Origin of the sequence: Mycobacterium sp. 1245499.0 (genome assembly GCF_001673615.1) — a bacterium.
GTDB lineage: Bacteria > Actinomycetota > Actinomycetes > Mycobacteriales > Mycobacteriaceae > Mycobacterium > Mycobacterium europaeum_A.
The window spans coordinates 15,113-41,074 of sequence record NZ_LZMG01000157.1 but is presented as its reverse complement, the minus strand read 5'-3'; the positions used below and the strand labels follow the sequence as shown (position 1 = coordinate 41,074).

The 25,962-nt window shown below is 69.8% G+C and carries 21 protein-coding genes and 5 pseudogenes; 14 read left to right on the top strand and 12 right to left on the bottom strand.

Going from position 1 to position 25,962, the window contains the following annotated elements; all coding sequences use genetic code 11:
• Positions 1–4: 4 nt before the first annotated feature.
• Positions 5–1,873, top strand: a pseudogene (locus A5646_RS08520) (DEDD exonuclease domain-containing protein); the annotation flags it as partial.
• Here the strand turns inward: A5646_RS08520 and trpD are convergent.
• On the bottom strand, positions 1,811–2,902 hold the full coding sequence (trpD, locus tag A5646_RS29820) for an anthranilate phosphoribosyltransferase (RefSeq protein WP_156765554.1): 1,092 nt from the start codon (positions 2,900–2,902) through the stop codon (positions 1,811–1,813). The pseudogene A5646_RS08520 and the gene trpD overlap by 63 nt on opposite strands.
• Positions 2,903–3,031: 129 nt before the next feature.
• On the opposite strand from trpD, the gene A5646_RS08510 reads away from it, so the two are divergent.
• From A5646_RS08510 to A5646_RS08495, 4 genes are read left to right on the top strand one after another with little or no spacing between them, the layout of a single operon-like run.
• Entirely contained in the window at positions 3,032–3,643 is a 612-nt protein-coding gene (locus A5646_RS08510) for a heme-copper oxidase subunit III (RefSeq protein WP_066876644.1), read from the top strand.
• A 29-nt stretch (positions 3,644–3,672) separates the two neighbouring features.
• On the top strand, positions 3,673–4,530 hold the full coding sequence (locus tag A5646_RS08505) for a cytochrome c (RefSeq protein WP_066862625.1): 858 nt from the start codon (positions 3,673–3,675) through the stop codon (positions 4,528–4,530).
• Between the two features lie 48 nt (positions 4,531–4,578).
• Positions 4,579–5,790 carry a ubiquinol-cytochrome c reductase iron-sulfur subunit gene (locus A5646_RS08500; RefSeq protein ID WP_066862630.1) on the top strand — a complete coding sequence of 404 codons (1,212 nt, stop codon included), beginning with the start codon at positions 4,579–4,581 and terminating at the stop codon, positions 5,788–5,790.
• Positions 5,787–7,490, top strand: coding sequence for a cytochrome bc complex cytochrome b subunit (locus tag A5646_RS08495; protein ID WP_066862633.1), 1,704 nt, complete (start codon positions 5,787–5,789; stop codon positions 7,488–7,490). Before A5646_RS08500 ends, A5646_RS08495 begins: the two co-directional genes overlap by 4 nt.
• 224 nt (positions 7,491–7,714) lie before the next feature.
• Here A5646_RS08495 and A5646_RS08490 read toward each other — a convergent pair.
• Positions 7,715–8,254: pseudogene (locus A5646_RS08490) on the bottom strand (DUF2561 family protein); the annotation flags it as partial.
• On the opposite strand from A5646_RS08490, the pseudogene A5646_RS08485 reads away from it, so the two are divergent.
• Positions 8,229–8,534, top strand: a pseudogene (locus tag A5646_RS08485) (MmpS family transport accessory protein); the annotation flags it as partial. The pseudogenes A5646_RS08490 and A5646_RS08485 sit on opposite strands and share 26 nt — an antisense overlap.
• Positions 8,534–8,755 (top strand): annotated as a pseudogene (locus tag A5646_RS27935) (DUF2561 family protein); the annotation flags it as partial. The pseudogenes A5646_RS08485 and A5646_RS27935, both read left to right, overlap by 1 nt.
• Here the strand turns inward: A5646_RS27935 and A5646_RS08480 are convergent.
• From A5646_RS08480 to A5646_RS08470, 3 genes and pseudogenes are all read right to left on the bottom strand, one after another.
• Positions 8,722–9,273, bottom strand: a pseudogene (locus A5646_RS08480) (hypothetical protein); the annotation flags it as partial. The pseudogenes A5646_RS27935 and A5646_RS08480 sit on opposite strands and share 34 nt — an antisense overlap.
• 187 nt (positions 9,274–9,460) lie before the next feature.
• On the bottom strand, positions 9,461–9,880 hold the full coding sequence (locus A5646_RS08475) for a cytochrome c oxidase subunit 4 (protein WP_066861481.1): 420 nt from the start codon (positions 9,878–9,880) through the stop codon (positions 9,461–9,463).
• Positions 9,881–9,893: 13 nt separating this feature from the next.
• Positions 9,894–10,961 carry a cytochrome c oxidase subunit II gene (locus tag A5646_RS08470; RefSeq protein ID WP_066861478.1) on the bottom strand — a complete coding sequence of 356 codons (1,068 nt, stop codon included), beginning with the start codon at positions 10,959–10,961 and terminating at the stop codon, positions 9,894–9,896.
• Between the two features lie 156 nt (positions 10,962–11,117).
• Between A5646_RS08470 and asnB the strand changes: the two genes are divergently transcribed.
• Complete coding sequence (asnB, locus tag A5646_RS08465) at positions 11,118–13,085, top strand: asparagine synthase (glutamine-hydrolyzing) (RefSeq protein ID WP_066881760.1); 1,968 nt, start codon at positions 11,118–11,120, stop codon at positions 13,083–13,085.
• Between the two features lie 153 nt (positions 13,086–13,238).
• Here the strand turns inward: asnB and A5646_RS08460 are convergent, their stop codons facing one another.
• Positions 13,239–14,213, bottom strand: coding sequence for a carbohydrate kinase family protein (locus A5646_RS08460; protein ID WP_066881758.1), 975 nt, complete (start codon positions 14,211–14,213; stop codon positions 13,239–13,241).
• A gap of 182 nt (positions 14,214–14,395) precedes the next feature.
• On the opposite strand from A5646_RS08460, the gene A5646_RS08455 reads away from it, so the two are divergent.
• The gene (locus A5646_RS08455; protein ID WP_067021237.1) at positions 14,396–15,073 is read left to right on the top strand and encodes a hypothetical protein; all 678 of its coding nucleotides are present in this window, start codon (positions 14,396–14,398) and stop codon (positions 15,071–15,073) included.
• A gap of 57 nt (positions 15,074–15,130) precedes the next feature.
• On the opposite strand, the gene A5646_RS08450 is transcribed toward A5646_RS08455, so the two are convergent.
• Entirely contained in the window at positions 15,131–15,490 is a 360-nt protein-coding gene (locus tag A5646_RS08450; RefSeq protein WP_066871643.1) for an iron-sulfur cluster assembly accessory protein, read from the bottom strand.
• A 96-nt stretch (positions 15,491–15,586) separates the two neighbouring features.
• Positions 15,587–16,663, bottom strand: coding sequence for a glycerate kinase (locus A5646_RS08445; RefSeq protein ID WP_066871677.1), 1,077 nt, complete (start codon positions 16,661–16,663; stop codon positions 15,587–15,589).
• Positions 16,664–16,854: 191 nt separating this feature from the next.
• On the opposite strand from A5646_RS08445, the gene A5646_RS08440 reads away from it, so the two are divergent.
• Genes A5646_RS08440 through A5646_RS08425 form a run of 4 tightly spaced genes read left to right on the top strand, consistent with a single transcriptional unit; the run spans position 16,855 to position 19,942 of the window.
• Positions 16,855–17,547: a DUF3043 domain-containing protein gene (locus tag A5646_RS08440; protein WP_067021235.1), complete on the top strand. Its 693-nt coding sequence runs from the start codon at positions 16,855–16,857 to the stop codon at positions 17,545–17,547.
• A gap of 27 nt (positions 17,548–17,574) precedes the next feature.
• A complete protein-coding gene (locus A5646_RS08435; RefSeq protein WP_066871649.1) occupies positions 17,575–18,111 on the top strand; it encodes a bifunctional adenosylcobinamide kinase/adenosylcobinamide-phosphate guanylyltransferase in 537 nt (178 codons plus the stop codon).
• Positions 18,108–19,181: a nicotinate-nucleotide--dimethylbenzimidazole phosphoribosyltransferase gene (cobT, locus tag A5646_RS08430; protein WP_369806921.1), complete on the top strand. Its 1,074-nt coding sequence runs from the start codon at positions 18,108–18,110 to the stop codon at positions 19,179–19,181. The genes A5646_RS08435 and cobT overlap by 4 nt, the downstream gene beginning before the upstream one ends.
• The gene (locus A5646_RS08425; protein ID WP_067021231.1) at positions 19,178–19,942 is read left to right on the top strand and encodes an adenosylcobinamide-GDP ribazoletransferase; all 765 of its coding nucleotides are present in this window, start codon (positions 19,178–19,180) and stop codon (positions 19,940–19,942) included. Before cobT ends, A5646_RS08425 begins: the two co-directional genes overlap by 4 nt.
• 67 nt (positions 19,943–20,009) lie before the next feature.
• Here the strand turns inward: A5646_RS08425 and A5646_RS08420 are convergent, their stop codons facing one another.
• Both A5646_RS08420 and gcvT read right to left on the bottom strand, forming a co-directional pair.
• On the bottom strand, positions 20,010–21,119 hold the full coding sequence (locus tag A5646_RS08420; protein ID WP_066871658.1) for a branched-chain amino acid aminotransferase: 1,110 nt from the start codon (positions 21,117–21,119) through the stop codon (positions 20,010–20,012).
• Between the two features lie 55 nt (positions 21,120–21,174).
• Positions 21,175–22,278 carry a glycine cleavage system aminomethyltransferase GcvT gene (gcvT, locus tag A5646_RS08415; RefSeq protein ID WP_067021229.1) on the bottom strand — a complete coding sequence of 368 codons (1,104 nt, stop codon included), beginning with the start codon at positions 22,276–22,278 and terminating at the stop codon, positions 21,175–21,177.
• Between the two features lie 50 nt (positions 22,279–22,328).
• Here gcvT and A5646_RS08410 point away from each other — a divergent pair, with 50 nt between their 5' ends.
• Entirely contained in the window at positions 22,329–23,888 is a 1,560-nt protein-coding gene (locus tag A5646_RS08410) for a leucyl aminopeptidase (RefSeq protein ID WP_067021227.1), read from the top strand.
• Here the strand turns inward: A5646_RS08410 and A5646_RS08405 are convergent.
• Both A5646_RS08405 and A5646_RS08400 read right to left on the bottom strand, forming a co-directional pair.
• Positions 23,885–25,480: an NAD(P)/FAD-dependent oxidoreductase gene (locus A5646_RS08405; RefSeq protein WP_067021224.1), complete on the bottom strand. Its 1,596-nt coding sequence runs from the start codon at positions 25,478–25,480 to the stop codon at positions 23,885–23,887. The two genes, A5646_RS08410 and A5646_RS08405, sit on opposite strands and share 4 nt — an antisense overlap.
• On the bottom strand, positions 25,477–25,926 hold the full coding sequence (locus A5646_RS08400) for a hypothetical protein (RefSeq protein WP_067021241.1): 450 nt from the start codon (positions 25,924–25,926) through the stop codon (positions 25,477–25,479). The genes A5646_RS08405 and A5646_RS08400 overlap by 4 nt, the downstream gene beginning before the upstream one ends.
• Positions 25,927–25,962: the final 36 nt, after the last annotated feature.

Here is a 25,962-nt window from a genome sequence, read left to right as displayed (position 1 = left end):
CCGGGTGTCGGTCGTCGGGCTTAACGTCACCGCCGTGGCTTCCCGGGGCGCGACGCAGCTGAGCTTCGCCGACGTCGGGTCACCGTTCACGCCCGACGAGCTGTCCCTGCGCGAGACCACGTTCGTCGTCGTGGACCTGGAGACCACCGGTGGGCGCACCAAGGCCACCGGGGGAACCGCCCCCGACGCCATCACCGAGATCGGGGCGGTCAAGGTGCGCGGCGGCGTGGTGCTCGGCGAGTTCGCCACGCTGGTGGATCCGCAGCGCAGCATCCCGCCCCAGGTGGTGCAGCTGACCGGCATCACCACCGCGATGGTCTGCGACGCACCGGCCATCGACGCGGTGCTGCCGATGTTCTTCGAGTTCGCCGGCCTGGACCACGGCACGGTGCTGGTCGCCCACAACGCCGGATTCGACGTCGGCTTCCTACGGGCGGCGGCGCAGCGGTGCGACATCGCCTGGCCGCGCCCGCACGTGCTGTGCACGGTCCGGCTGGCCCGCCGGGTGCTGTCCCGCGAGGAAGCGCCCAGCGTCCGGCTGGCCGCCCTGGCCCGGCTGTTCGCGGTGGCCACTCAGCCCACCCACCGCGCCCTCGACGACGCCCGCGCCACCGTCGACGTGCTGCACGCCCTCATCGAGCGGGTGGGCAACCAGGGCGTGCACACCTACGCCGACCTGCGCGCCTACCTGCCCGACGTGACACCCGCGCAGCGCCGCAAGCGGGTGCTCGCCGAGGGACTGCCGCGCCGGCCCGGCGTGTATCTCTTCCGCGGGCCGTCGGGCGAGGCGCTCTACATCGGCACCGCCGTCGACCTGCGACGACGGGTCGGCCAGTACTTCACCGGCGCCGACCCGCGCGGCCGGATGAAGGAGATGGTCGCGCTGGCAGAGTCGGTCGACCACGTCGAGTGCGCCCATGCGCTGGAGGCCGGCGTGCGCGAGCTGCGGCTGCTGGCCGCGCACGCCCCGCCATACAACCGGCGGTCCAGGTTTCCGCACCGATGGTGGTGGGTGGCGCTGACCGACGAGGCATTCCCCCGCCTGGCGGTGGTGCGGGCGCCGCGACACGAGCGGGCCGTCGGCCCGTTTCGGGCCCGCGCCGACGCCGCCGACACCGCCGCCCTGCTGGCCCGGTTCACCGGCCTGCGCACCTGCACCAACCGGCTGGGGCGCTCGGCGTTGCACGGGCCGTCGTGCCCCGAGGCGGAGGTGTCGCCATGCCCGGCCGCGCGCGGCGTGACCGCCACCCAGTACGCCGGCGCCGTCGCGCGGGTCGCGGCGTTGATCGACGGCGCGGACAACGGCGCGCTGCGCGCGGCGGTGGACCAGGTCGGCGTGCTCGCGCAGCGGCATCACTTCGAGAGCGCCGCGCGGCTGCGCGACCGCATCGTCACCGCGGTCGAGACGCTGTGGCGCGGGCAGCGGCTGCGCGCGCTGGCGGCGCTGCCCGAGCTGATCGCGGCCGCGCCCGACGGCCAGGGTGGCTATCAGCTGGCCGTCATCCGCCACGGTCAGCTCGCCGCGGCGGGCAGCGCCAGGCGCGGCGTGCCCCCGATGCCGGTCGTCGACGCGATTGTCGCTGGGGCACAAGCGATTCTGCCCACGCCGGGCCCCCTGGGCGGCGCGCTGGTCGAGGAGACCGCGCTGATCACGCGCTGGTTGACCGCGCCCGGCGTGCGCATCGTCAGGGTCGCCGAGGACGGCTGGGCTTCCCCGCTGCGGTCGGCCGGTGCCTGGTCGGCGTGGGCCGCGACGGCCCGCTCGGCGCGGCTGGCCGCAGAACAGGTTGCGGCCCAAGACCTCCGGGACTCAGACCTGCTCGCCGAACCGCACCCATCGCGCGAGCAGGTGTTCGGCCGCACCGGAATCGATGGCCGCGCAGGCGCGGGCCAACCCGTCCTCCCACGCCGGCAACCATTCAGCGCGGCTGGATAACCCGGCGTGCGCGACGATGGCGCCGGCGGCATTGAGCACGACGGCGTCGCGCACCGGGCCCTTGCCGCCGCCCAGCACCGCGCGCACCTCGGCCGCGTTGGCCTGCGCGTCACCGCCCAGCAGGTCGTCGAGATCGGCTCGGGGGAAACCGAATCCGGCCGGATCGAACGTCAGCCTGTCCACCGTGCCCGCCTGCACCCGCCAGATGGTGCTGGTCGTGGTGGTCGTCAACTCGTCGAGCCCGTCGTCACCGTGCACCACCAGCACGCTGGACCGGCGGGCGGCGAACACACCCGCCATCACCTCGGCGAGGTCAGCGAACGCGCAGCCGATCAACCCCGCCCGCGGCTGCGCCGGATTGGTAAGCGGCCCAAGGAGATTGAACACCGTCGGCACGCCGATCTCGCGGCGCACCGCGGAGGTGTGCCGGTAGGACGGATGAAACAGCGGCGCGAAGCAGAACCCGATGCCCACCTCGGCGAGGCTGCGCGCGACCTCGTCGGGCCCCAAGTCGATCCGGACGCCGAGTGCCTCGAGCGTGTCGGCGCCGCCGGACAGTGACGATGACGCCCGGTTGCCGTGTTTGACCACCGGCACCCCGGCGGCCGCGGCGACGATCGCCGCCATGGTGGACAGGTTCACGGTGTTGACGCCGTCGCCACCGGTTCCCACGATGTCGACGGTGTCGTCGCGGATGGCGGGCATCGGCAACGCGTGGTCGAGCATGACGTCGGCCAGCTCGATGACTTCGGCCGAGGTGGGAACCTTTACCTGCATCGCCACCGCGAAGGCCGCGATCTGGGCCGGGCTGGCGTCGCCGGCCATGATCTGGTCCATGGCCCAGGCGGCCTGCCCGCGGGACAGGTCCTCACCGCCCGTCAGACGCGACAGGACCTGCGGCCACGACGGCGCCGGCGCGCCGGACGGCGCGGCCGGGGACGGCGAAGCGTGCGATGACGAAGCCACGGGCCGATGGTCCCACGAGCACCACACCGGCCCCAACCGTCGAGCGCGACGGGCGCGAGCGCGACGCGCCAGACCTCAATTGCCGCCCCGGGTGGAGTTCAACAACTACAAAGCGTCATACTTGCGTATGTGACCAGCGCTGCCGGGACTTCGGGTACTGCAATTACGTCGCGGGTGCATTCGCTGAACCGACCCAACATGGTCAGCGTCGGCACCATCGTCTGGCTTTCCAGCGAGCTGATGTTCTTTGCTGGCCTCTTCGCGATGTACTTCACCGCTCGCGCCCAATCGGGCGGAAAGTGGCCGCCGCCGCCGACCGAGCTGAACCTGTACCAGGCCGTCCCCGTGACATTGGTGCTGATCGCGTCGTCGTTTACCTGCCAGATGGGGGTGTTCGCGGCCGAGCGCGGCGACGTGTTCGGGCTGCGCCGCTGGTACGTGCTCACCTTCCTGATGGGCCTGTTCTTCGTTTGCGGACAGGGCTACGAGTACTACCACCTGGTAACGCACGGGACCACCATCCCCGGCAGCGCCTACGGCAGCGTGTTCTACCTGGCGACCGGGTTCCACGGTTTGCACGTCACCGGCGGATTGATCGCCTTCATCTTCTTGCTGGCCCGCACCGCGATGAGCAAGTTCACGCCGGCGCAGGCGACGGCCAGCATCGTCGTCTCGTACTACTGGCATTTCGTCGACATCGTGTGGATCGCGCTGTTCGCCGTGATCTATTTCATCCGATGAGCAGGCGCTGGACGAACAGGAGTGCTCGGTTGAAGAAACTGGGATCGACCCGATCCGGTGCGGCCAAGGCGCCGCAGGCGCAGCGCGACCGTTCGCGGCGCCGGCTGCGTCGCCGGCTGTCCGGCGGCCTGCTGCTGCTGATCGCGCTGACCATCGCCGGTGGCCTGGCCGCCATCCTGACGCCGCGGCCGCAGGTGGCCGTCGCGGACGAGTCGAACTCGGCGCTGCTGCGCACCGGCAAGCAGCTGTTCGACACGTCGTGCGTGTCCTGCCACGGCGCGAACCTGCAGGGCGTGCCCGACCGGGGGCCGAGCCTGATCGGCGTCGGCGAGGAAGCCGTCTACTTCCAGGTCTCCACCGGCCGGATGCCCGCGATGACCGGCGAGGCCCAGGCGCCGCGCAAGGAACCGATCTTCGACGAGGCGCAGGTCGACGCCCTGGGCGCCTACGTGCAGGCCAACGGCGGCGGCCCGACGACGGTGCGCAACCCGGACGGCAGCCTGGCGATGCGCTCGCTGCGCGGCCAGGACCTGGGACGCGGCGGTGACCTGTTCCGGCTGAACTGCTCGTCGTGCCACAACTTCACCGGCAAGGGCGGGGCGCTGTCGTCGGGTAAGTACGCGCCGGACCTCGAGCCCGCCAACGAGCAGCAGATCCTGGCGGCCATGCGGACCGGTCCGCAGAACATGCCGAAGTTCTCCGACCGTCAGCTGTCGTTCGAGGCCAAAAAGGACATCATCGGCTACATCAAGGCGGTGACCGAGGAGCGCCAGCCGGGCGGTTACGGCCTCGGCGGATTCGGGCCCGCACCCGAGGGCATGGCCGCCTGGATCATCGGGATGGTCGCCGCCATCGGGCTGGCACTGTGGATTGGGGCACGAGCATGAGCCGCGCCGAGACGATGCAGAGCGAAGCGATGAGGAGGAGCGGCGCAAATGAGTGAGGCGGACGTTCGCGGCTCTGACACCGGCGGGAGCCCGCAGGGCACCGGCGAGCGCGAGCCCGATGACGCGGCCCTGGCCGCCATGTCGCAGCAGGAACTGGTGGCCCTGGGCGGCAAGCTGGATGGCGTCGAGACGGTGTTCAAGGAGCCCCGCTGGCCGATCGAGGGCACCAAGGCCGAGAAGCGCGCCGAGCGTGGCGTCGCCGTCTGGCTTTTGCTGGGCGGGTTCTTCGGCCTGGCGCTGCTGCTGATCTTCTTGTTCTGGCCGTGGGAGTACAAGCCGAAGGAGGAGGCCGGCAGCTTCCTCTATGACCTGGCCACCCCGCTCTACGGGCTGACGTTCGGGATGGCGATCCTGTCGATCGGCGTCGGCGTCATCCTGTACCAGAAACGCTTTATCCCGGAAGAGATTTCGATCCAGGACCGCCACGACGGCGCCTCGCGCGACGTCGACCGCAAGACGGTGGTGGCGAACCTGGCCGACGCGTATCAGGGATCGACGGTCGGGCGGCGCAAGCTGATCGGCCTTTCGCTGGGGATGGGGCTGGGCGCGTTCGGCCTGTCCACCCTGGTCGCGTTTGCCGGCGGACTGATCAAGAACCCGTGGAAGCCGGTGGTGCCGACCGCCGACGGCAAAAAGGCCGTGCTGTGGACCTCGGGGTGGACCCCGCGCTATCACGGCGAGACCATCTATCTGGCGCGCGCGACGGGCTCGGCCTCCACCTCGCCGTTCGTCAAGATGCGCCCCGAAGACCTCGACGCCGGCGGCATGGAAACCGTCTTCCCGTGGCGCGAGTCCGACGGGGACGGCACCACCCCCGAATCGCAGGAGAAGCTGCGGGCCATCAACCAGGGTGTGCGAAACCCGGTGATGCTCATCAGGATTCGGCCCACCGACATGGGCCGCGTGGTCAAACGGCAGGGCCAGGAGAGCTTCAACTTCGGTGAGTTCTTCGCCTACACCAAGGTGTGCTCGCACCTGGGCTGCCCCGCATCGCTGTACGAGGAGCAGTCCTACCGGATCCTGTGCCCGTGCCACCAGTCGCAGTTCGACGCGCTGCACTTCGCCAAGCCGATTTTCGGGCCGGCCGCGCGTGCGTTGGCGCAACTGCCGATCACCATCGACACCAACGGGTATCTGGTCGCCAACGGCGACTTCGTCGAGCCCGTCGGACCGGCATTCTGGGAGAGGACGACAACATGAGTCCGAAACTGAGTCCCCCGAAGATCGGCGATGTCCTGGCCCGTCAGGGCGAGGACATCGACACGCGTTATCACCCGTCGGCCGCGGTGCGCAGACAGCTCAACAAGGTCTTCCCCACGCACTGGTCGTTCCTGCTGGGCGAGATCGCGATGTACAGCTTCATCGTGCTACTGCTCACCGGCGTCTACCTGACGCTGTTCTTCGATCCGTCCATGGCCGAGATCACCTACAACGGCGCCTATCAGCCGCTGCGCGGCGTGGACATGTCGAAGGCCTTCGCGTCGACCCTCGACATCTCCTTCGAGGTGCGCGGCGGATTGTTCGTGCGTCAGGTCCACCACTGGGCCGCGCTGATCTTCTCCGCGTCGATCATGGTGCACCTGGCCCGCATCTTCTTCACCGGCGCCTTCCGGCGGCCACGTGAGGCCAACTGGGTCATCGGTTCGCTGCTGCTGATCCTGGCCATGTTCGAGGGCTACTTCGGCTACTCGCTGCCCGACGACCTGTTGTCCGGCATCGGGTTGCGCGCCGCGCTGTCCTCGATCACGTTGGGCATGCCGGTGATCGGCACCTGGCTGCACTGGGCCCTGTTCGGCGGTGACTTCCCCTGCGGTGGCGTCGGAAACGAATGCGCCACAGCGGGTTACATCATCCCGCGGATGTACGCCCTGCACATCCTGCTGCTGCCCGGGATCATCCTGGCCCTGATCGGGCTGCACCTGGCCATGGTGTGGTTCCAGAAGCACACCCAGTTCCCCGGCCCTGGCCGCACCGAGCACAACGTGGTCGGCGTGCGCGTGATGCCGGTGTTCGCGGTCAAGTCCGGCGCGTTCTTCGCCGCGATCGTCGGCGTGCTGGGCCTGCTCGGTGGTCTGCTGCAGATCAACCCGATCTGGAACCTGGGCCCCTACAAGCCATCTCACGTCTCGGCCGGTTCGCAGCCGGACTTCTACATGATGTGGACCGAAGGCCTGGCCCGCATCTGGCCGCCGTGGGAGTTCTACTTCTGGCACCACACCATTCCGGCGGTGGTCTGGGTGGCGCTGATCATGGGTGGGGTGTTCGGTCTGCTGATCGTCTACCCGTTCCTGGAGAAGCGGTTCAGCGGTGACTATGCGCACCACAACCTGCTGCAGCGCCCGCGCGACGTGCCGGTGCGCACGTCGATCGGCGCCATGGCGATCGCGTTCTACATGTTGCTGACGCTGTGCGCGATGAACGACATCATCGCGTTCAAGTTCGACATCTCGCTGAACGCGACGACGTGGATCGGGCGCATCGGCATGGTGATCGTCCCGCCGGTGGTCTACTTCATCACCTATCGGTGGTGCATCGGACTGCAGCGCAGCGACCGCGCGGTGCTCGAGCACGGCATCGAGACCGGCATCATCAAGCGGCTGCCGCACGGCGCCTACATCGAGCTGCACCAGCCGCTGGGCCCGGTCGACGACCACGGCCACCCGCTGCCGCTGGCCTACCAGGGTGCGCCCCTGCCCAAGAAGATGAACAAGCTGGGCTCGGGTGGATCCCCCGGTAGCGGCAGCTTCCTGTTCGCCGACCCGGCGTCCGAGGACGCGGCGCTGCGGGAGGCGGCGCACGGCTCCGAGCAACGCGCCCTGACCGCGCTGCGCGAGCACCAGGACGGCCTCAACGGCTCGACGAACGGTTCCACCAACGGCTCGACCAACGGCGAGCACTAGCTAGCCCGGACGGCCCGGCTCCTCATCGGCTTCTTCGTGGCCGACGCGGGAGCCGGGCAATCCTGCACCCGGTCGCGTTGCTTGCGTTGCCCGGTTGCGTTGAGCGTGCCCACACGCGAGACGTAAACCATTGCGACGACGCACGGCGTGTCGTCGCAACGGTTTACGTGTCGAGTGCGCTGACGCGACGGGACCGGCACATCCAACCCCGTTGCCGTCGGCGGCTACTGGTCGGCGACGACGCCGCGCAACTGGCGGATGTGCAGCCACTCGACCACCGGCATCGCTGCCGTGATGACCCCGGCGAGCCCATAGCCGAGCCAGGACGCGCCGTCGTGTCCGACCGCCATCAGGTAGGTCGCCGCCGCGACCGCGATCAGCGCCGCGCCCATGGTACCGGTCAGTATCACGGTGCCGCGCAACCACACTCGGTCGACTGCCTCGCCCGACCACTCGGCGCCCGATACCGGCGCCGTTTGCACCGTGGCGGCCCGCTCGGGTCCGGTGCGCAGGGCGCCGGTCCCCAGCCGCACCGCAGGTCGTGACGGCCCGCGTGCCGGCGCGGTCATCGCCTGAGCGGCCGGCTCGGACTGCGACATCCGGCGGGCCCGCAACAGGATCGGGATCGCGCCCGCGATGATCAGGGCCGACACGATGATGACCGCGTACAGCACCCAGGTGGTGTGCGGGCTGCTGGCCGCCTTGTGAAAACCCCTGCCCAGATCCGCCAGGGCGACGGCGGCCGCCACGCTGACGCCCACGACGCCGACGGGTCCGCGACAGGTGACCTACTCGGTGACCGGCACCAAGGCGCCGGGCGACATCATCTCGGTGACCTACGTCGACGCGTCCGGCCGGCGCCGCACGCAGCACAACGTGTACATCCCCTGGTCGATGACCGTCACCCCGATCTCGCAGTCCGACGTGGGCTCGGTGGAGGCGTCGAGCCTGTTCCGGGTCAGCCGGCTCAACTGCTCGATCACCACCAGCGACGGAACCGTGCTCTCGTCGAACAGCAACGACTCCCCGCAGACGAGCTGCTGATGGTCGGCAGATATTCGCCTTATCGGCGCGGGCTGGGCGACGACACCATTGCCCCCGAGGTCATCGACCGCATCCTGATCGGCGCGTGCGCCGCCATTTACCTGGTGCTGCTGGGCGTCAGCGTGGCGGCCGCCGTCGCCCTGGCGGATCTGGGCAGGGGTTTTCACAAGGCGGCCAGCAGCCCGCACACCACCTGGGTGCTGTACGCGGTCATCATCGTGGGTGGTGGTGGCGGCGGTGGCGGTGGCTTGGTGGTCGTGATCTCGTCCTGCGGCGGCGGCGTGGACGGCGCGGTGGTGGTTCCGGGGTTGGCGAGCTTGGTGGTGTCGGTCCGGGCGAACAGCAGCGATACCGAGACGACGAGCGCGATCGCGGCCACGATCGCGGCGATCCCGACCACCCACGGCCAGCGCGCGGTGCTGCGTTCGTCGTCGGCGGCGGCCTCGTCGAACTCGTCGTAGTCGTAGAGCCGCAGATCCGCCGGCAGGTAGGGGCCGCTGGTGAAATGCTCGGACTCCGGAGCCGAATAGGCCCGCGAGTAGGCGTCGGTCTCATCGTTGTGGTCCGCCGCGGCCAGTTCGGCGCTGTCCTCGAAGGGTTCCGGCTCGTCCCCGACGTCGCCGTGCGACACGGGTTCGAGATCGTCGGCCGGCTCGTCGCCGAGCTCCGGTTCGTGGCTGATCTCCTCGGCAGGGTCGGGTGCGTCAGGATCCCATTCCGGGGGTCTTGACCCGCTCATCTCTGCCTTTGCCTACCCTGTTCGACTGCCTCACCTGCGCACCAGACTCCGCCATCACAATCGATGCGGGCGCGCTGGGAAACTCTTCGTTGCCTGGGCAGAACACTACCGAACCCCCAAGGGGCAAAGCCGTCGTGGCGAACGGCCCACCAATCACGTGATCGGATTGTGACCTTTATGCCGCGAATCAGTGCTTCTCGGGACCGATGTAGTACTCGAAGACCAAGCCGGCCACCGACGTCAGGATGAACATCACCCCGGCGGTGATCAGCCACGGCAGCCACAGCGCGATGCCGACCGCGGTCACCGAGCCCGACAGCGCGATCAGAATCGGCCACCAGCTGTGCGGGCTGAAGAAGCCCAATTCGCCTGCTCCATCGCTGATCTCAGCACCCTCGTAGTCCTCGGGCCGGGTGTCCAGCCGCCGCGCAACGAACCGGAAGAACGTCGCCGTGATCAACGCCAGGCCGCCGGTCAGCACCAGCGCGGTGGTGCCCGCCCACTCCACGCCCCCGGTGGCGAAGATCGCGGTCAGCACCCCGTAGAGCACCGCAACCACAATGAAAAACCCGGCGATGAACTCGAATAGCCTGGCTTCGATATGCATTTGGTGTCCTAACCTACTGGCTTCCGGCCAATTGACCGCGCTTGGTGTCGAACGGATGGGTGGTCACCGCGAGCGGCGGCTGCCCGATCGCCTGCAACGCCTCGGCGTTGCTCTTTCCGTCCATCCGCTGCTGCAGGTAGGCCTTGAAGTCGTTGGGCGCCACCACCCGAACCTCGAAGTTCATCATCGAGTGATACGTGCCACAGAACTCCGCGCAGTGGCCGACGAACGCGCCCGGCTTCTGGATCTCCTCGGTCTGGAACACGTGCACCGAGTTGTTCGCGTCGGCGTTGGGAATCACGTCGCGCTTGAACAGGAACTCCGGCACCCAGAACGTGTGCACTACGTCCGCGGACGCCAGGTCGAACTCGATGCGCTTGCCGGTGGGCAACACCAGCACCGGGATCTCCTCGCTGGATCCCAGCGTCTCGACCTTGTCGAAGTTCAGGTACTGCCGGTCGGAGGTGTTGAAGCCGCGGACGGCGCCGACGCGCTCCTCGCCGTGGGCGTCCTTGCCCTCCGGCTTGGACAGCATCGCCTTCTTGCGTTCCTGGTCCGTGCCGTCGTAGTTCAGCGTGCCGTCCTTGAAGGCCACGCGCTGATAGCCGAACTTCCAGTTCCATTGAAAGGCCGTGACATCGACCACTACCTCGGGGTCCTTGGCCAGGTGCAGCATCTTCTCCTGCACCACGACGGTGAAGTAGAACAGCACCGAGATGATGAGGAACGGGGTCACCGTGAGCACCAGCTCCAGCGGCATGTTGTAGCCGAACTGCCGGGGCAGGTCGGTGTCGGTGGCCTTCTTGCGGTGGAAGGCCGACGCCCAGAAGATGAGCCCGAACACGATGCCGCCGACCACCAGCGAGGCGATCACGGCGCCGATCCACAGTTCCCGGTTCAGGTGGGCCTCCGGGGTGATGCCCCGCGGCCAGCCCAGGGCCAGCGCGTCCGCCCAGCCGCTGCACCCGCTCAGGACCAGCGCCAGCACGCCCAGCGTAATCGCCAGCGCGAACGGCCGAAGACGGCGCCGAAACCTGCCCTGCGACAAACGTTGCGAACGGTCCTGCTCGCGAGGGGTCACGTTAGCGCCTCCTGCTCGGATATCGAATACTACGCAGCGTAGACCACGCGCCTGAGGCGGGCGACGAAACCCCGGCCCACCGGCTTGTCCGGCCATGGACGACGTGCCGGCTGCGACATCCCCGCACGCCCGCCAAGTGCGGCATACTGGGGCGCCGTGTGTGGTCTGCTGGCGTTCGTCGCCGCCCCGGGGAGCGCGGGCAAGGACTTGGACAAGGAGGCCGCCGCCCGAGCCGACGGCGCGGTCGCCCGCGCGTCGCACTCAATGCGCCACCGCGGGCCCGACGAGCCGGGCACCTGGGTGGACCCGGACACCGACGGCTCCGTCGTATTCGGCTTCAACCGGCTCTCGATCATCGACATCGCGCATTCACATCAGCCGCTGCGCTGGGGGCCGCCCGAGGAGCCCGGCCGCTACGTGCTGGTGTTCAACGGCGAGATCTACAACTACCTCGAGCTGCGCGACGAACTGGCCAGCCGGCACGGCGTCGCCTTCGCCACCGACGGAGACGGCGAGCCCATCGTCGCGGGCTACCACTACTGGGGCACCGACGTCTTGACCCGGCTGCGCGGCATGTTCGCGTTCGCGCTGTGGGACACCGCGACCCGCGAATTGCTCTGCGCCCGAGACCCTTTCGGCATCAAGCCATTGTTCATGGCGACCGGGACGGGCGGCACCGCGGTGGCCAGCGAAAAGAAGTGCCTGCTGGATCTGGCCGAGCTGGTGGGGTTCGACACCGCGATCGACGAGCGGGCCGTGCAGCACTACACCGTCCTGCAGTACGTGCCCGAGCCCGAGACGCTGCACCGCGGGGTGCGCCGGCTGGAATCGGGCTGCTACGCCCGCATCCGTCCGGACCGCCTGCAGCCGGAGGTCACCCGGTACTTCGTGCCGCGGTTCGCCGCGGTGCCGATCACCCGGGACACCGAACAGGCCCGTTACGACGAGATCACCGCCGTGCTCGAGGACTCGGTGGCCAAGCACATGCGCGCCGACGTCACTGTCGGGGCGTTCCTGTCCGGGGGAATCGACTCCACCGCCATCGCGGCGCTGGCCATCCGGCACAACCCGCGGCTGATCACGTTCACCACCGGCTTCGAGCGCGAGGGATTCTCCGAGATCGACGTCGCAGTGGCCTCGGCGGAGGCGATCGGCGCCCGGCACATCGCCAAGGTGGTCACGCCCGACGAGTTCGTCGCCGCCCTGCCCGAGATCGTCTGGTACCTCGACGAGCCGGTGGCCGACCCGGCGCTGGTGCCGCTGTTCTTCGTCGCGCGGGAGGCCCGCAAGCACGTGAAGGTGGTGCTGTCCGGCGAAGGCGCAGACGAGTTGTTCGGCGGTTACACGATTTACCGGGAACCCTTGTCGCTGAAGCCTTTTGACTATCTGCCCAAGCCGCTGCGGCGGTCGATGGGCAAGGTGTCCAAACCCCTGCCGGAGGGGATGCGGGGCAAGAGCCTGCTGCACCGCGGCTCTCTGTCCCTCGAGGAGCGCTACTACGGCAACGCCCGCAGCTTCTCCGACGCGCAGCTGCGCGACGTGTTGCCCGGCTTCCGCGCGGAATGGACCCACACCGACGTCACCGCGGCGGTGTACGCCGAATCGGCGGGCTGGGATCCGGTGGCCCGCATGCAGCACATCGACCTGTTCACCTGGCTGCGCGGCGACATCCTGGTCAAGGCCGACAAGATGACCATGGCCAACTCGCTGGAGCTGCGGGTGCCGTTCCTGGATCCCGAGGTGTTCGCCGTCGCCTCCCGGCTGCCCGTCGAGGCCAAGATCACCCGCACGACGACGAAGTATGCGCTGCGGCGTGCGCTGGAGCCGATCGTGCCGGCGCATGTGCTGCACCGGCCCAAGCTGGGTTTCCCGGTGCCCATCCGGCACTGGCTGCGCGCCGGCGAACTGCTGGAGTGGGCGTACGCGATGGTGGACTCGTCGCAGGCCGGCCACCTGGTCGACCTAGCCGCCGTGCGCCGGATGCTCGACGAGCACCGCAACGGCGTCAGCGATCACAGCCGCCGGCTCTGGACGCTGTTGATCTTCATGCTTTGGCACGCGATCTTCGTCGAGCGCACCGTGGTGCCCCAGATCAGCGAGCCGGTGTACCCGGTGCAGCTCTAGTACCGGCCCGTCTAGTACCGGCCCGCGCATCCGCGGTTGGGTGTGAAGCCAGGGCGTTGCGGGTGAATCCCTGGCGTTGATTGTCGGCGTGTCGCCGCCCTCAGCTCACGCTGGACGCCGTGGGTTCACACCCGAGGCGCCTGCGCGCCAGCTCTACGCGAGCACCGCGGCGATCTCGGTGGCCGCCTCGTCGCCGTAGGCGTCGGCCAGCCGGGTCTTGGCGACGGTCGGGTCCCACGTCCACTCCTGGGTGCCGGTCGACTCCAGCACCAGCACGGCGACCAGCGAGCCCAGCTGGGCCGAACGCTCGAGGTTGAGCCCGGCGGTGCGACCGGTGAGGAAACCGGCCCGGAACGCGTCGCCCACGCCGGTGGGATCGGTCTGGCTGGTCTCGGGCACCACACCGACGTGGGTGGTGGTCCCGTCGCGCTCGACGATGTCGACGCCCTTGGCGCCCAGCGTGGTCACCCGCAGGTCGACCTTCTTCTGCACGTCGGCCTCGGACCAGCCGGTCTTGGAGAGCAGCAGCTCCCACTCGTAGTCGTTGGTGAACAGGTAGGCGGCCCCGTCGACGAGCTTGTCGATCTCCGCGCCGGACAGCCGGGGCAGCTGCTGGGAGGGGTCGGCGGCGAACGGCAGGCCGAGCTTGCGGCACTCCTCGGTGTGCACCACCATCGCGTCGGGGTCGTTGGCGCCGACGATGACCAGGTCCGGCTGGCCCACCGACGACACGACGTCGGCGAGCTTGATGTTGCGGGCCTCCGACATGGCGCCCGGGTAGAACGACGCGATCTGGGCCATGTCCTCGTCGGTGGTGCAGGTGAACCGGGCCGTCTTGGCGGTCTGCGAGATCAGCACGTTGTCACAGTTGACGCCGTGGGACTGCAGCCACTGGCGGTAGTCGTCGAAGTCGTCGCCGGCCGCGCCGACCAGCGCCACGTCGCCGCCCAGCACGCCGATGGCGAACGCGATGTTGCCGGCCACGCCGCCGCGGTGAATCACCAGGTCGTCAACCAGAAAACTCAGGGAAACCTTCTGCAGGTGCTCGGCAAGCAGGTGCTCGGAAAACTTGCCGGGGAAACGCATCAGGTTGTCGGTCGCAATCGAACCTGTCACCGCGATCGTCACGAAAACTCCATCCTTCGTTAGTAAGGTTATCTAGCTTACTCACGGGCCTCGACCGTCGCTGGGTGCGCGGTCGGCGTGAGGTCGTGCGCTAGCCTCCCTAGGGAACTCACTCAAGTCGCCGGGATCACATGCTCGGGCCGCAACCCGATTGCAGTCCCGTCTACCACCGTAGGAGAACCACGATGGCAGGTCCGCACTCGCCGAACCACACCGGCGGCAGCGGCGGACCGAGCGGACCTGAGCCCCCACGCGAATCCGAGCCCCTCGAGTTCCCCGACGACCCCAACACCGACCCGGGTTTCGGCGCAGCCCCGCAGGCGGGAGCCGCTCCCGCCAATTATGCCGGGCAACCCGGCGCGCCGGTGCCCTACCCGCGGTCCAAGCGGCGGCTCGTCGTCGGCATCGCGCTGGCCATCGCGCTCGTCGCGGTGTTGACGGTGGCCATCGTGTACGGGGTCCGCACCAACGGGGCCAACACCGGCGCCACCTTCTCAGAGGGCGCGGCGAAGACGGCCATCCAGGGCTACCTGGATGCGCTGGAACACCGCGACATCGACGAGATCGCCCGCAACGCGCTGTGCGGCCTGTACGACGGGGTCCAGGACAAGCGGTCCGACCAGGCGCTGGCCAAGCTCAGCAGCGACGCGTTTCGCAAGCAGTTCTCCGAGGTCGAGCTGACCTCGATCGACAAGATCGTCTACCTGTCGCAGTACCAGGCTCAGGCGTTGTTCACCATGAAGGTGTCGCCGGTGAGCGGGGCCCCGATGCACGGGCAGGTGCAGGGCATCGCGCAGCTGCTGTTCCAGCGCGGCCAGATCATGGTCTGCTCGTACGTGCTGCGCACCGGCGGCTCGTACTGAGTGCGAAACCGTCAGCCGGGCTACAACCCGGTTGACGGATTTGGCGGGATCAACCGATCAGTTGAACGAGTCGCCGCAGGCGCACGAGCCGGTGGCGTTGGGGTTGTCGATGGTGAAGCCCTGCTTCTCGATGGTGTCCACGAAGTCGATGGACGCGCCTTCGACGTAGGGCGCGCTCATCCGGTCCACGGTCAGCGTCACGCCCCCGAACTCCGCGGTCAGGTCGCCGTCCAGCGTCCGGTCGTCGAAGAAGAGGTTGTAGCGCAGGCCGGCGCACCCGCCCGGCTGCACGGCGATGCGCAGCGCGAGGTCGTCGCGGCCCTCCTGGTCCAACAGGGACTTTGCCTTGGTGGCGGCGGCCTCGGTCAGGATCACGCCGTGGGTCGTCGTGGCGTTCGACTCGTTTTGCACCGTCATTGCTTCTCCTACATGCCTCATCGTTGGGTGGGTCCGATCAAGCCCGATACCGCCGGCTTGCGCCGGGCGATCCGGATCGCGCGAAAGTCCACTTCTTCAACGGTACCTTGACGGACCGCTATTCCCGAGTCGCGCCGCCACAACGGAGGCCAGGCCCATGAGTTGGTTGGCGGCGTCGGCCTGCGCCAACCGCACCGATCCGGCGTGCTCGGCGATGGATAACGCGGCCATGATGCCCGACGAACGCACCGTCGCGTTGTCGAGGTCGACCTGGCCGGCCAGCACGACCACCGGAATCCCCCGCGGCCGGGCCGCGTCGGCGAGAAATCCCACCACCTTGCCGTGCAGGGATTGTTCGTCGAACCGGCCCTCGCCGGTGACGATCAGCTCCGCGGTGTCCAGGTCGTCGGACAGCCGGGTGTGTTCGGCGATGATGGCCGCCCCGGACTGACAGCGGCCGCCGAGCGCCAGCAGCCCGGCACCGATCCCGCCGGCGGCCCCCGCCCCGGGCTCGGCGCTCACGTCGCGCCCCGCCACCGCTTCCAGGATCAGCGCCCACGCCTGCAGGCGAACCTCCAGCGCGGCGACGGTGGCCGTGTCCGCGCCCTTCTGCGGCCCGAACACCCGGGCCGCCCCCCACGGGCCCAGCAGCGGGTATTCGGTGTCGGAGGCCGCGATCAGCTCCACGTTGCCCAGCTGCCGGCGGGCGGTGTCCAGGCCGCCGAGCTCGGCGATCATGCCCTGCCCCCCGTCGGTGCAGGCGCTGCCGCCCAAACCCACCACGATGCGCGTCGCCCCGACCCGCAGCGCCTCGGCGATCAGCTGGCCCACGCCTTTGCTGTGCGCCGCCATGGCGGTCTCCGGGGTGGGTGGTCCACCGATCAGCGCCAGGCCGCACGCTTGGGCGCACTCCAGGTAGGCGGTGGCCGACCCGGGGTCGAACACCCAATCGGCTTCGACCATGGCTTTCAGCGGTCCCGAGACCCTTAGCCGACGCGTCTCCCCCAGCCGGCTGGCCAGCACCTCGACGAAGCCGGGGCCGCCGTCGGATTGCGGGGCGACGATGAACCGGTCGCCGGGACGCGACCGGGTCCAGCCGGTCGCGATGGCGGCGGAAGCCTCCAGCGCCGACATGCTGTCGGCGTAGCAGTCCGGGGCGACCAGAACTTGCATGGCGGGCAATTGCAGGCGGCCGGGGGCCAGGCCGGGACCATCATCATCCGAGGCCATCGACCCGTCGTCCATCAAAGGCAGCCGTTCATCACGTGTAAGAGTAGGGCCAAGGGAGGCACTAACGCAGGTCTAATAGCAAGGCATTCCAGGCGAATTCCGGCCCGGGTCGCGCGCGAAGTAACCTGGCCACTGTGAAGCTGTTGGGCCGTAAGAAAGGCCAGGACCCCGACCTCGACGAAAACGCGGCCACCGCGGCCGTCGCCGGCGTTGCTGGCGCCTCGGGCGACGCAACCCGCGAGGCGCAGCGGACGGGCCCCAAGGGCCGCCCCACGCCCAAGCGCAACGAGGCGCGGCGCAACGCGCGCAAGGGACCGGTCGCGCCGGCCCCCATGACCGCCGCCGAGGCGCGGGCGCGGCGCAAATCGCTGGCCGGCCCCAAGCTCAGCCGCGAGGAGCGCCGCGCCGCCAAGGCCGCCGGCCGCGCCGGCATGTCGGAACGCCGGGCGAAGATGATGGCCGGCGAAGAGGGTTACCTGTTGCCGCGCGACCAGGGGCCCATCCGCCGCTACGTGCGCGACGTGGTGGATTCGCGGCGCAACCTGCTGGGCCTGTTCATGCCGTCGACCCTGTTTTTGATGTTCGTCATGTTCGGCGTCCCGCAGCTGCAGCTGTGGGTATCGCCGGCGATGCTGGTGCTGATGGCCGTGATGAGCGTCGACGGGTTGATCCTGGGCCGCAAGGTCAGCAGGTTGGTCGACGCGAAGTTCCCGGACAACACCGAAAGCCGTTGGAAGCTTGGCCTTTACGCCGCCGGCCGGGCGTCCCAGATGCGCCGGCTGCGGGCGCCGCGGCCCCAGGTCAAGCACGGCAGCCGTGTCGAGTAGAGCTCGCCGGAAGGCCGGCTGACATCGGTGCGCACCCTGGTGCTCGGCGGGATCAGGTCGGGCAAGTCGCAGTGGGCGGAGCAAGCCATCGCCGACGGGTTGCCGGCGGGGCAGGCGGTTCAATACCTGGCGCCCGGGCCGGCCGGCAACGACGATGCGGCCTGGGCGCAGCGGATCGCCCGCCACCGCGCCCGCCGGCCCGCGCACTGGTCGACGATCGAAACCGACGACGTCGCAACGCAATTGCGCCAATGCCCGGACACCCCGACGCTCGTCGACGATCTCGGCACCTGGCTGACCGCCGCGCTGGACCGCAACGGCGCCTGGGACGGCGGCTCGGTGGCGGCCGCCGTCGATGACGTGCTGGCCGCGGTCGGCGACTTCGCTTCCCCGCTGGTGCTGGTCAGCCCGGAGGTCGGCTTGACGGTGGTGCCCGCCACCGCCTCCGGACGCCGGTTCGCCGACGAGCTGGGCGGCCTCAACCAGCGCCTCGCCGGGTTGTGCGACCGGGTGGTGCTGGTGGTGGCCGGCCAGCCGGTCCCAATCAAACCGTCGGGGGCCTGATGCAGTTCGCCGCCATCTCACCGCCCGATGTGGACGTCGCCGCCGCCGCGCGCGCCCGCCAGGACGCCCTGACCAAGCCCCGCGGCGCGCTGGGCCGGCTCGAGGATCTGTCGGTGTGGGTCGCGTCGTGTCAGGGGCATTGCCCGCCAAGGCAATTCGAGCGTGCCCGGGTGGTGGTGTTCGCCGGTGATCACGGCGTCGCCCGCTCGGGTGTGTCGGCCTACCCGCCGGAGGTGACGGCGCAGATGGTCGCCAACTTCGACGCCGGCGGGGCCGCGATCAACGCCCTGGCCGACATCGCCGGCGCGACGGTGCGGGTCGCCGACCTGGCCGTCGACGCCGAGGCGCTGACCGAACGGATCGGCGCCCACAAGGTGCGCCGCTCCAGCGGCGACATCCGGGTGCAGGACGCGTTGAGCGACGACGAGACCGCGCAGGCGCTCGCGGCCGGTGCGGCAATCGCCGACGAGGAGGTCGACGCGGGCGCCGACCTGCTGATCGCCGGGGACATGGGCATCGGAAACACCACGCCCGCAACGGTGTTGGTGGCGGCCCTGACGAACGCCGAGCCGGTCGCGGCGGTGGGCTTCGGCACCGGGATCGACGACGCCGGGTGGGCGCGCAAGACGGCCGCGGTGCGCGACGCCCTGTTTCGCGCGCGGCAGGTGCTGCCCGATCCGGTCGCGCTGCTGCGCTGCGCCGGTGGCGCCGACCTGGCCGCGCTGGCGGGCTTTTGCGCGCAGGCCGCGGTCCGGCGCACGCCGCTGCTGCTCGACGGCATGGCGGTGACGGCGGCCGCGCTGGTCGCCGAGCACCTGGCGCCGGGCGCCCGGCTGTGGTGGCAGGCCGGTCACCGGTCCACCGAGCCCGCCCATGCGCTCGCGCTGACGGCGCTGGATCTCGAGCCGATCCTCGACCTGCGGATGCGGCTGGGCGAGGGAACCGGCGCCGCCCTCGCGGTGCCGGTGCTGCGCGCCGCGGTGGCCGCCCTGTCGTCGATGGCGACCTTCGCCCAGGCCGGTGTGTCCGACCGCCTCGACGGCCCCGCACCGGCCGCTCCCCCGCCGTGATCCGTTCGCTGGCAACGGCTTTCGCGTTCGGTACGGTGCTGCCCGTTCCGGGCGGCGGCCATGCGCCGATGGGCCGCGCCGCCATGGCCGCGCTGCCGGTGGTGGGCGCCGTGCTGGGGGCCCTGGCCGCCGCCGTGACCTGGGGCGGGGTGCACGTGTTCGGGCCGTCGGGCCCGCTGCCCGGCCTGCTGGCGGTCGCGGTGCTGCTGTTGGTGACGCGCGGCCTGCACGTCGACGGTGTCGCCGACACGGCCGACGGCCTGGGCTGCTACGGCCCGCCGCAGCGGGCGCTGGCGGTGATGCGCGAGGGATCGACCGGGCCGTTCGGCGTCGCCGCCGTCGTCGTCGTGATCATGCTGCAGGCACTGGCGTTTTCTGCGTTGGGGGCCACCGGCCGGGTGTGGCCCGGCGTGGCCGGGATCGCCGTGGCGGTGTTCGCGGGCCGGGTGGCCGCGGTGCTGGCCGGCCACCGGTCGGTGCCCGCGGCCGAGGGCAGCGCCCTGGGGGTGCGGGTCGCGGGCAGCCAGCCGACCTCGGTGGTGGCGGCCTGGGTCGCGGTGCTGCTCGCCGGCTCGCTGCTGGCCGGGCCGCGGCCGTGGCAGGGCCCGGTGGCGGTGGCGGTGGGCCTGGGCTGCAGCGCGATCCTGGTGCGGCACTGCGTGCGCCGATTCGGCGGCATCACCGGCGACGTGCTGGGCGCGGCGATCGAACTGGCCGCGACGGCGAGCGCCGTGGCGCTCGCGGGCCTGGTGCGGTTCTGAGCCCGAGCGTGAAACTAATTTCACGCTCACGCCCGAATGTGAAGCTAACTTCACACTCGAGAGCCAACTAGCCCAGCCGGGCCATCCAGCCGTGGGTGTCGGCGAAGGTGCCGCGCTGAATCCCGGTCAGCGTGTCGCGCAGCGCCATGGTCACCTCGCCGGGTTGACCGTCGGCGACGGTGAACTCGGCATCGCCGTACTTCACGTGCGAGACCGGGGTGATCACCGCGGCGGTGCCGCAGGCGAACACCTCGGTGATCTCCCCGGCGGCGGCCTTCTTCTGCCACTCGTCGATATCGATCTTGCGTTCCTCGACGGAGAATCCGGCATCAATGGCCAACTGCAGCAAGGAGTTTCGCGTTATGCCGGGCAGCAGTGAGCCCGACAGCTCGGGGGTGACCAGCCGCGCCGACCCGCCGCTGCCGAACACGAAGAAGATGTTCATCCCGCCCATCTCTTCGACGAAGCGCCGCTCGACGGCGTCCAGCCACACCACCTGGTCGCAGCCGTTGGCCGCGGCCTCGGCCTGAGCCGACAGCGAGGCCGCGTAGTTGCCGCCGAACTTGGCGGCGCCGGTGCCGCCGGGGCTGGCCCGCACGAACTCCGTCGACACCCAGACGGTGACCGGGCTGATGCCGCCCTTGAAATAGGCGCCGGCCGGCGACGCGATCAGCAGGTAGCGGTAGCGCTTGGACGGCCGCACCCCCAGCCCGGGCTCGGTGGCGATGACGAACGGGCGCAGGTACAACGCCTCCTCGCCCCCGGCCGCCGGAACCCAGGCGCGATCGACTGCGATCAGCTGGCGCAGCGATTCCATGAACAGCTCTTCGGGCAGTTCCGGGATGGCCAGCCGCCGCGCCGACGACCGCAACCGGGCGGCGTTGGCCTCGGCGCGAAACGACACGATCGAGCCGTCCGCCCACCGGTACGCCTTGAGCCCCTCGAAGATCTCCTGCGCGTAGTGCAGCACGATCGCGGATGGATCCAGCTCGATGGGGCCGTACGGGATGACGCGCGCGTTGTGCCAACCGTCGCCGGTCTCGTCGTAGTCGATGGACACCATGTGATCGGTGAAGTACTTGCCGAAACCCGGCTCGGCCAGGATGGTTTCGCGTTCGGCATCGGTTGCCGGAGTTGCCGAGCGCGAAACCGTGAACTCGAGGGAGCCACTGGTCATCCGCCGATTGTATATCCGCCTACCGAATCGGATTTCGCCCGCGCACGCGGCGCCGCTAGCGCGTTTTCACCGCGACGAAGGGCGGGCGCACGACCTCGCACGCGGCGGGACGACCCCGGACGTCGACGGTGACCTGTTGACCGTCCTCGACGCCGGCGTCGGTGTCAATGAGCGCCAGCGCGATGCCGGCCTGCAGCGTCGGGGAGAACGTGCCCGACGTGGTGACCCCCACCGGGGTGTCGCCCGCGAGCACCGTCAGCCCGGCACGCAGCACGCCGCGGCCCACCATCCGCAGCCCGCGCAGCAGCCGGCGCGGGCCCGCCTCCTTCTCGGCCAGCAGGGCCTCGCGGCCGAAGAACGCGTCCTTCTTCCAGCCGATCGCCCACCCGCAGCGGGCCTGCAGCGGGGAGATGTCCAGGGCCAGTTCGTGGCCGTGCAGCGGGTAGCCCATCTCGGTGCGCAGGGTGTCGCGGGCGCCTAGACCGGCCGGCTCACCGCCGGCCGCGCCGACCGCCTCGGCCAGGGCGTCGAACACCACACCCGCGGATTCCCACGGCGGCAGCAGCTCGTAGCCGTGCTCGCCGGTGTAGCCGGTGCGGCACACCCGCACCGGCACGCCGGAGAACGACGTGTCGGCGTAGGCCATGTAATCCATGTCGGTGGGCAGGCCCAGCCGGCCGAGCACCTCGGCCGAGCGGGGCCCCTGCACGGCCAGCACCGCGAAGGACCGGTGCTCGTTGGTGATGGTCAGCCCGCTCGGTGCGGCGGCTTGGAGCGCCTCGACCACTGCGGCGGTGTTGGCGGCGTTGGGCACCAGGAAGATCTCGTCATCGTCGACGTAGTAGGCGATCAGGTCGTCGATGACGCCGCCGGATTCGGTGCAGCACAACGTGTATTGCGCCTTGCCCGGACCGATGCGGCCCAGGTCGTTGGTCAGCGCGGCGTTGACGAACTGCGCGGCCCCCGGCCCGCGGACCAGCGCCTTGCCCAGGTGGCTGACGTCGAAGAGGCCGACCGCGTTGCGCGTCGCGTTGTGCTCGCTGACGGTGCCGGCATACGACACCGGCATCAGCCAGCCGCCGAACTCGGCGAAACTGGCGCCCAAGCTTCGGTGACGCTCTTCCAACGGTCCGTGCAAAACCTCGGCTGCATCGCTCACGACTCTTCACCCTAATCAGCGATGACGGCCGGACCGTTAGGGTGATGCGGATGAGCACAGAACCCGGTTACGCCTCCCCCGCTGTAAGTGTCGCCTCCTCGCTGCCACGGCGCGCCGCCGCGTCGACCGTGCTGATCGTGCCCGTCGTGTCGACCGGCGAGGACGACAAGCCGGGCGCGGCCGTCGCGGCCGCCGAGCCGTTCCTGTCCTCCGACGCGGTGGCCGAGATCGAATCGGGTCTGCGGGCGCTGGAGGCCACCGGCGGCGCCGAACAGGTGCACCGGTTGGTGGTGGGATCGCTGCCGGTGTCCAGCGTGCTGACCGTCGGCCTGGGCAAACCGCGGTCCGAATGGCCCGCCGACACCATCCGTCGCGCCGCGGGCGTGGCCGCGCGTTCGCTGGGCAAGACCGAGTCGGTGCTCACCACGCTGGGCGAGCTGCCCGGCGAGGGCATCGCTGCGGCCGCCGTCGAGGGCCTGATCCTGGGCAGCTACCGGTTCACCGAGTTTCGCAGCGAGAAGACCGCACCCAAAGACCAAGGGCTGCGCAAGATCACGGTGCTCGCCTCGGAAACTAAAGGGGCGAAGGACGCCAAGAACGACGCCGCGCATGGCGCCGCCGTCGCCACCGCCGTCGCCACCGCCCGCGACTTCGTCAACACCCCGCCCAGCCACCTCTTTCCCGCCGAATTCGCCAAGCGCGCAAGGGCTTTGGGTGAATCCGTCGGTCTCGAGGTGGAGGTGCTGGACGACAAGGCGCTGCAAAAGGGCGGCTACGGCGGGATCATCGGTGTCGGGCAGGGCTCGTCGCGCCCGCCGCGGCTGGTGCGCCTGATCCACCGCGGTTCGAAGCTGGCCAAGCGGTCCAAGCAAGCCAAGAAGGTGGCGCTGGTCGGCAAAGGCGTCACGTTCGACACCGGCGGCATCTCGATCAAGCCGGCGGCGGGGATGCACCACATGACCTCGGACATGGGCGGTGCCGCCGCGGTGATCGCGACCGTCGCGCTGGCCGCACAGTTGCGCCTGCCGATCGACGTGATCGCCACGGTGCCGATGGCCGAGAACATGCCGTCGGCCACCGCGCAGCGCCCGGGCGACGTGCTGACGCAGTACGGCGGAATCACGGTCGAGGTGCAGAACACCGACGCCGAGGGCCGGCTCATCCTGGCCGACGCGATCGTGCGGGCCTGCGAGGACGACCCCGACTACCTGATCGAGACGTCCACGCTGACCGGCGCGCAGACGGTGGCGCTGGGCGCCCGCATCCCCGGGGTGATGGGCAGCGACGAGTTCCGCGACCGCGTGGCGGCGATCTCGCAGCGGGTGGGCGAGAACGGCTGGCCGATGCCGCTGCCCGACGAACTCAAGGAAGATCTGAAGTCGGGCGTGGCCGACCTGTCCAACATCAGCGGGCAGCGCTTCGCCGGGATGCTGGTGGCCGGGGTGTTCCTGCGCGAGTTCGTCGCCGACGGCGTGAGTTGGGCGCACATCGATGTGGCCGGCCCGGCCTACAACACCGGCAGTCCGTGGGGCTACTCGCCGAAGGGCTCCACCGGCGTGCCGACGCGGACCATGTTCGCGGTACTGGAGGACATCGCCGAAAACGGCTAGGGAATAAGCCTTTTGAGCACGGCGCGACCCAGCTTGCGGCGCGGCCAGCCGGTCGCGCCGTCGGCGGCCAGCGCGGCGTTGGCGGCGTTGCGCCCGCATGCCCCGTGCACCGAGCCGCCCGGTGTCGCCGACGCGCTGCCCAGATACAGCCGCTCGATCGGTGTTTCGGCCCGGCCCATGCCGGGCGCCGGCCGGAAGATCAGCATCTGCTGCAGTTGCGACGTGCCCCCATTGACCGCTCCGTGGTGCAGATTAGCGTCGTGAGCCTCCAGGTCCGACGGGCGTTGCAGAAAGCGTCCGACGACATGGTCACCGAACCCGGGCGCGTGTTCTTCGATCACGCGATCCATCGACGCGGCAACCCGCTCCGCCGAAGCATCGTCATGCACGCCGCGCGGCAGATGCGTGTAGGCCCAGACACTTTCGGTGCCATCCGGCGATCGGGTCGGGTCGGCAGTGGTGGTCTGGCCCAGCAGCATGAACGGATGTTCGGGCACTGTGCGCGTGTTCACGTCGGCCATCCAACGAATCAGGCCGTGCCCGTCGGCGCCCAGATGAACGGTGCCGACGTCGCGCAGGTTCTTGGCATGCCACGGGATCGGGGCATCGAGCGCATAGTTGACCTTGACTACCGGCGGATCCCAGACGAAGTGTTTGAGATCCCGCAGCAACCCCGGCGACACCGCATCCGGCGGCAGCATGTGGCAGAACAGCCGCGGGGCGGTGACATCCGCGATCACCGCGCGACGCGCGCGAACGGTTCGCCCGTCGGTGGTGCTGACACCGGTCGCCCGCCCGCCCTGCACCTGAACGCGGGCGACGTCCTGGTTGCACTCGATCTGCGCCCCCGCCGAGTGGGCGCGCTTGACCAGCGCCGCCGTCAACTGGCCCGAACCTCCGACGGGAACCGGCCAACCGCAGTCCTGGGCGAGCATGGTCATCAGCAGCCCCATGACACCGCTACCCGGCGCATCCAGCGGGATGTCAGCGTGTAAAGCGTTGCCCAGCAACATGACTCGCGGCGCATCACCGTCGAACAACTGGTCGGCCATGGCGTTGGCGGGCTGCACCAACAAGTTGGCCAGTCGCAGCGCATCCGACGTCCCGAGTTTGCGCAACAGGGTCAGCAACGGGCGCATCGGCGGGAACGGCGACAGGATCGCTTCGAGCAGCGGCCTTTTCACCTCGTCCCACAACGCAACGATGCGTAGCCAATTGTCGCCGTCGCCGGGCGTGCGACGCTCGAACTCCTCCGCGGTCTGGGCGGGATCGTGATACACGATGGGCGGGTCGTCGTCGGCGGCGTTGCGCGGGTGGCCAACCACCGTCGGCGCGTGCGACCACCGCAGCCCGTGGTCCTCCAGCTGCAGCGCCGCCATCGCCGGAGACGCCACCGTCATCGGGTAGTAGGAGCTGAACAAGTCGGTGATGTAGCCCGGTGTCAGCTCGGCGCTGCGCACCGCGCCGCCGGGCTCGGGCTGGGCTTCCAGCACCAGCACGTCCCAACCCGCGTCGGCCAGCATCGACGCCGCCACCAGCCCGTGGTGTCCCGCCCCGATCACGACGGCGTCGGCGGTGTCGCGCACGGTCACTTCACCTGGCTCGGCTCCAGGCGCTCGGCCAGCGCCGCCAGCCGCCACAGGCACTCCTTGTTGCGCGGGTACGCCGCGGCCAACGCGACGGAATCGGGAACGGCCGCCATTGGGCCCTGCACGGGAACCTCGATCATCTCGATCCGGCACCCGCCCGGAATCTCGTGCAGCAGCATGGTGATTCGCGCGGCGCCCAGCGGGCCCAGGCGAGCGCACAGCACCAGCTTGTGCGGGGGTTCACACTCCTCCACGATGGTGGCGTCGTTGATCACCAACGGCCAGATCCCGATCGAGTGCTTGATCGAGGAGCCGGGTTCCGGCCAATTCGGATCGACGGCGCGCATCCGGCTGTTGCCCACCACCCACTGGGTGTAGGTCCAGCCCTGGGCGAGCACCTCCCATATCCGCTCACACGACTCCGGCACCTCGCGCGTTGCAGTGATCACGTGCACACCCCTTCATGTCTTGCGTTACCGCGGCCG

Excerpts from the sequence above, each read along its gene's own strand:
- A5646_RS08500 (WP_066862630.1), top strand. The coding sequence starts at position 4,579 with ATGAGTGAGGCGGACGTTCGCGGCTCTGACACCGGCGGGAGCCCGCAG.
- A5646_RS08495 (WP_066862633.1), top strand. The coding sequence starts at position 5,787 with ATGAGTCCGAAACTGAGTCCCCCGAAGATCGGCGATGTCCTGGCCCGT.
- A5646_RS08420 (WP_066871658.1), bottom strand. The coding sequence starts at position 21,119 with ATGACCAGTGGCTCCCTCGAGTTCACGGTTTCGCGCTCGGCAACTCCG.
- A5646_RS08475 (WP_066861481.1), bottom strand. The coding sequence starts at position 9,880 with ATGCATATCGAAGCCAGGCTATTCGAGTTCATCGCCGGGTTTTTCATT.
- A5646_RS08450 (WP_066871643.1), bottom strand. The coding sequence starts at position 15,490 with ATGACGGTGCAAAACGAGTCGAACGCCACGACGACCCACGGCGTGATC.
- A5646_RS08410 (WP_067021227.1), top strand. The coding sequence starts at position 22,329 with ATGAGCACAGAACCCGGTTACGCCTCCCCCGCTGTAAGTGTCGCCTCC.
- A5646_RS08445 (WP_066871677.1), bottom strand. The coding sequence starts at position 16,663 with ATGCAAGTTCTGGTCGCCCCGGACTGCTACGCCGACAGCATGTCGGCG.
- A5646_RS08455 (WP_067021237.1), top strand. The coding sequence starts at position 14,396 with ATGGCAGGTCCGCACTCGCCGAACCACACCGGCGGCAGCGGCGGACCG.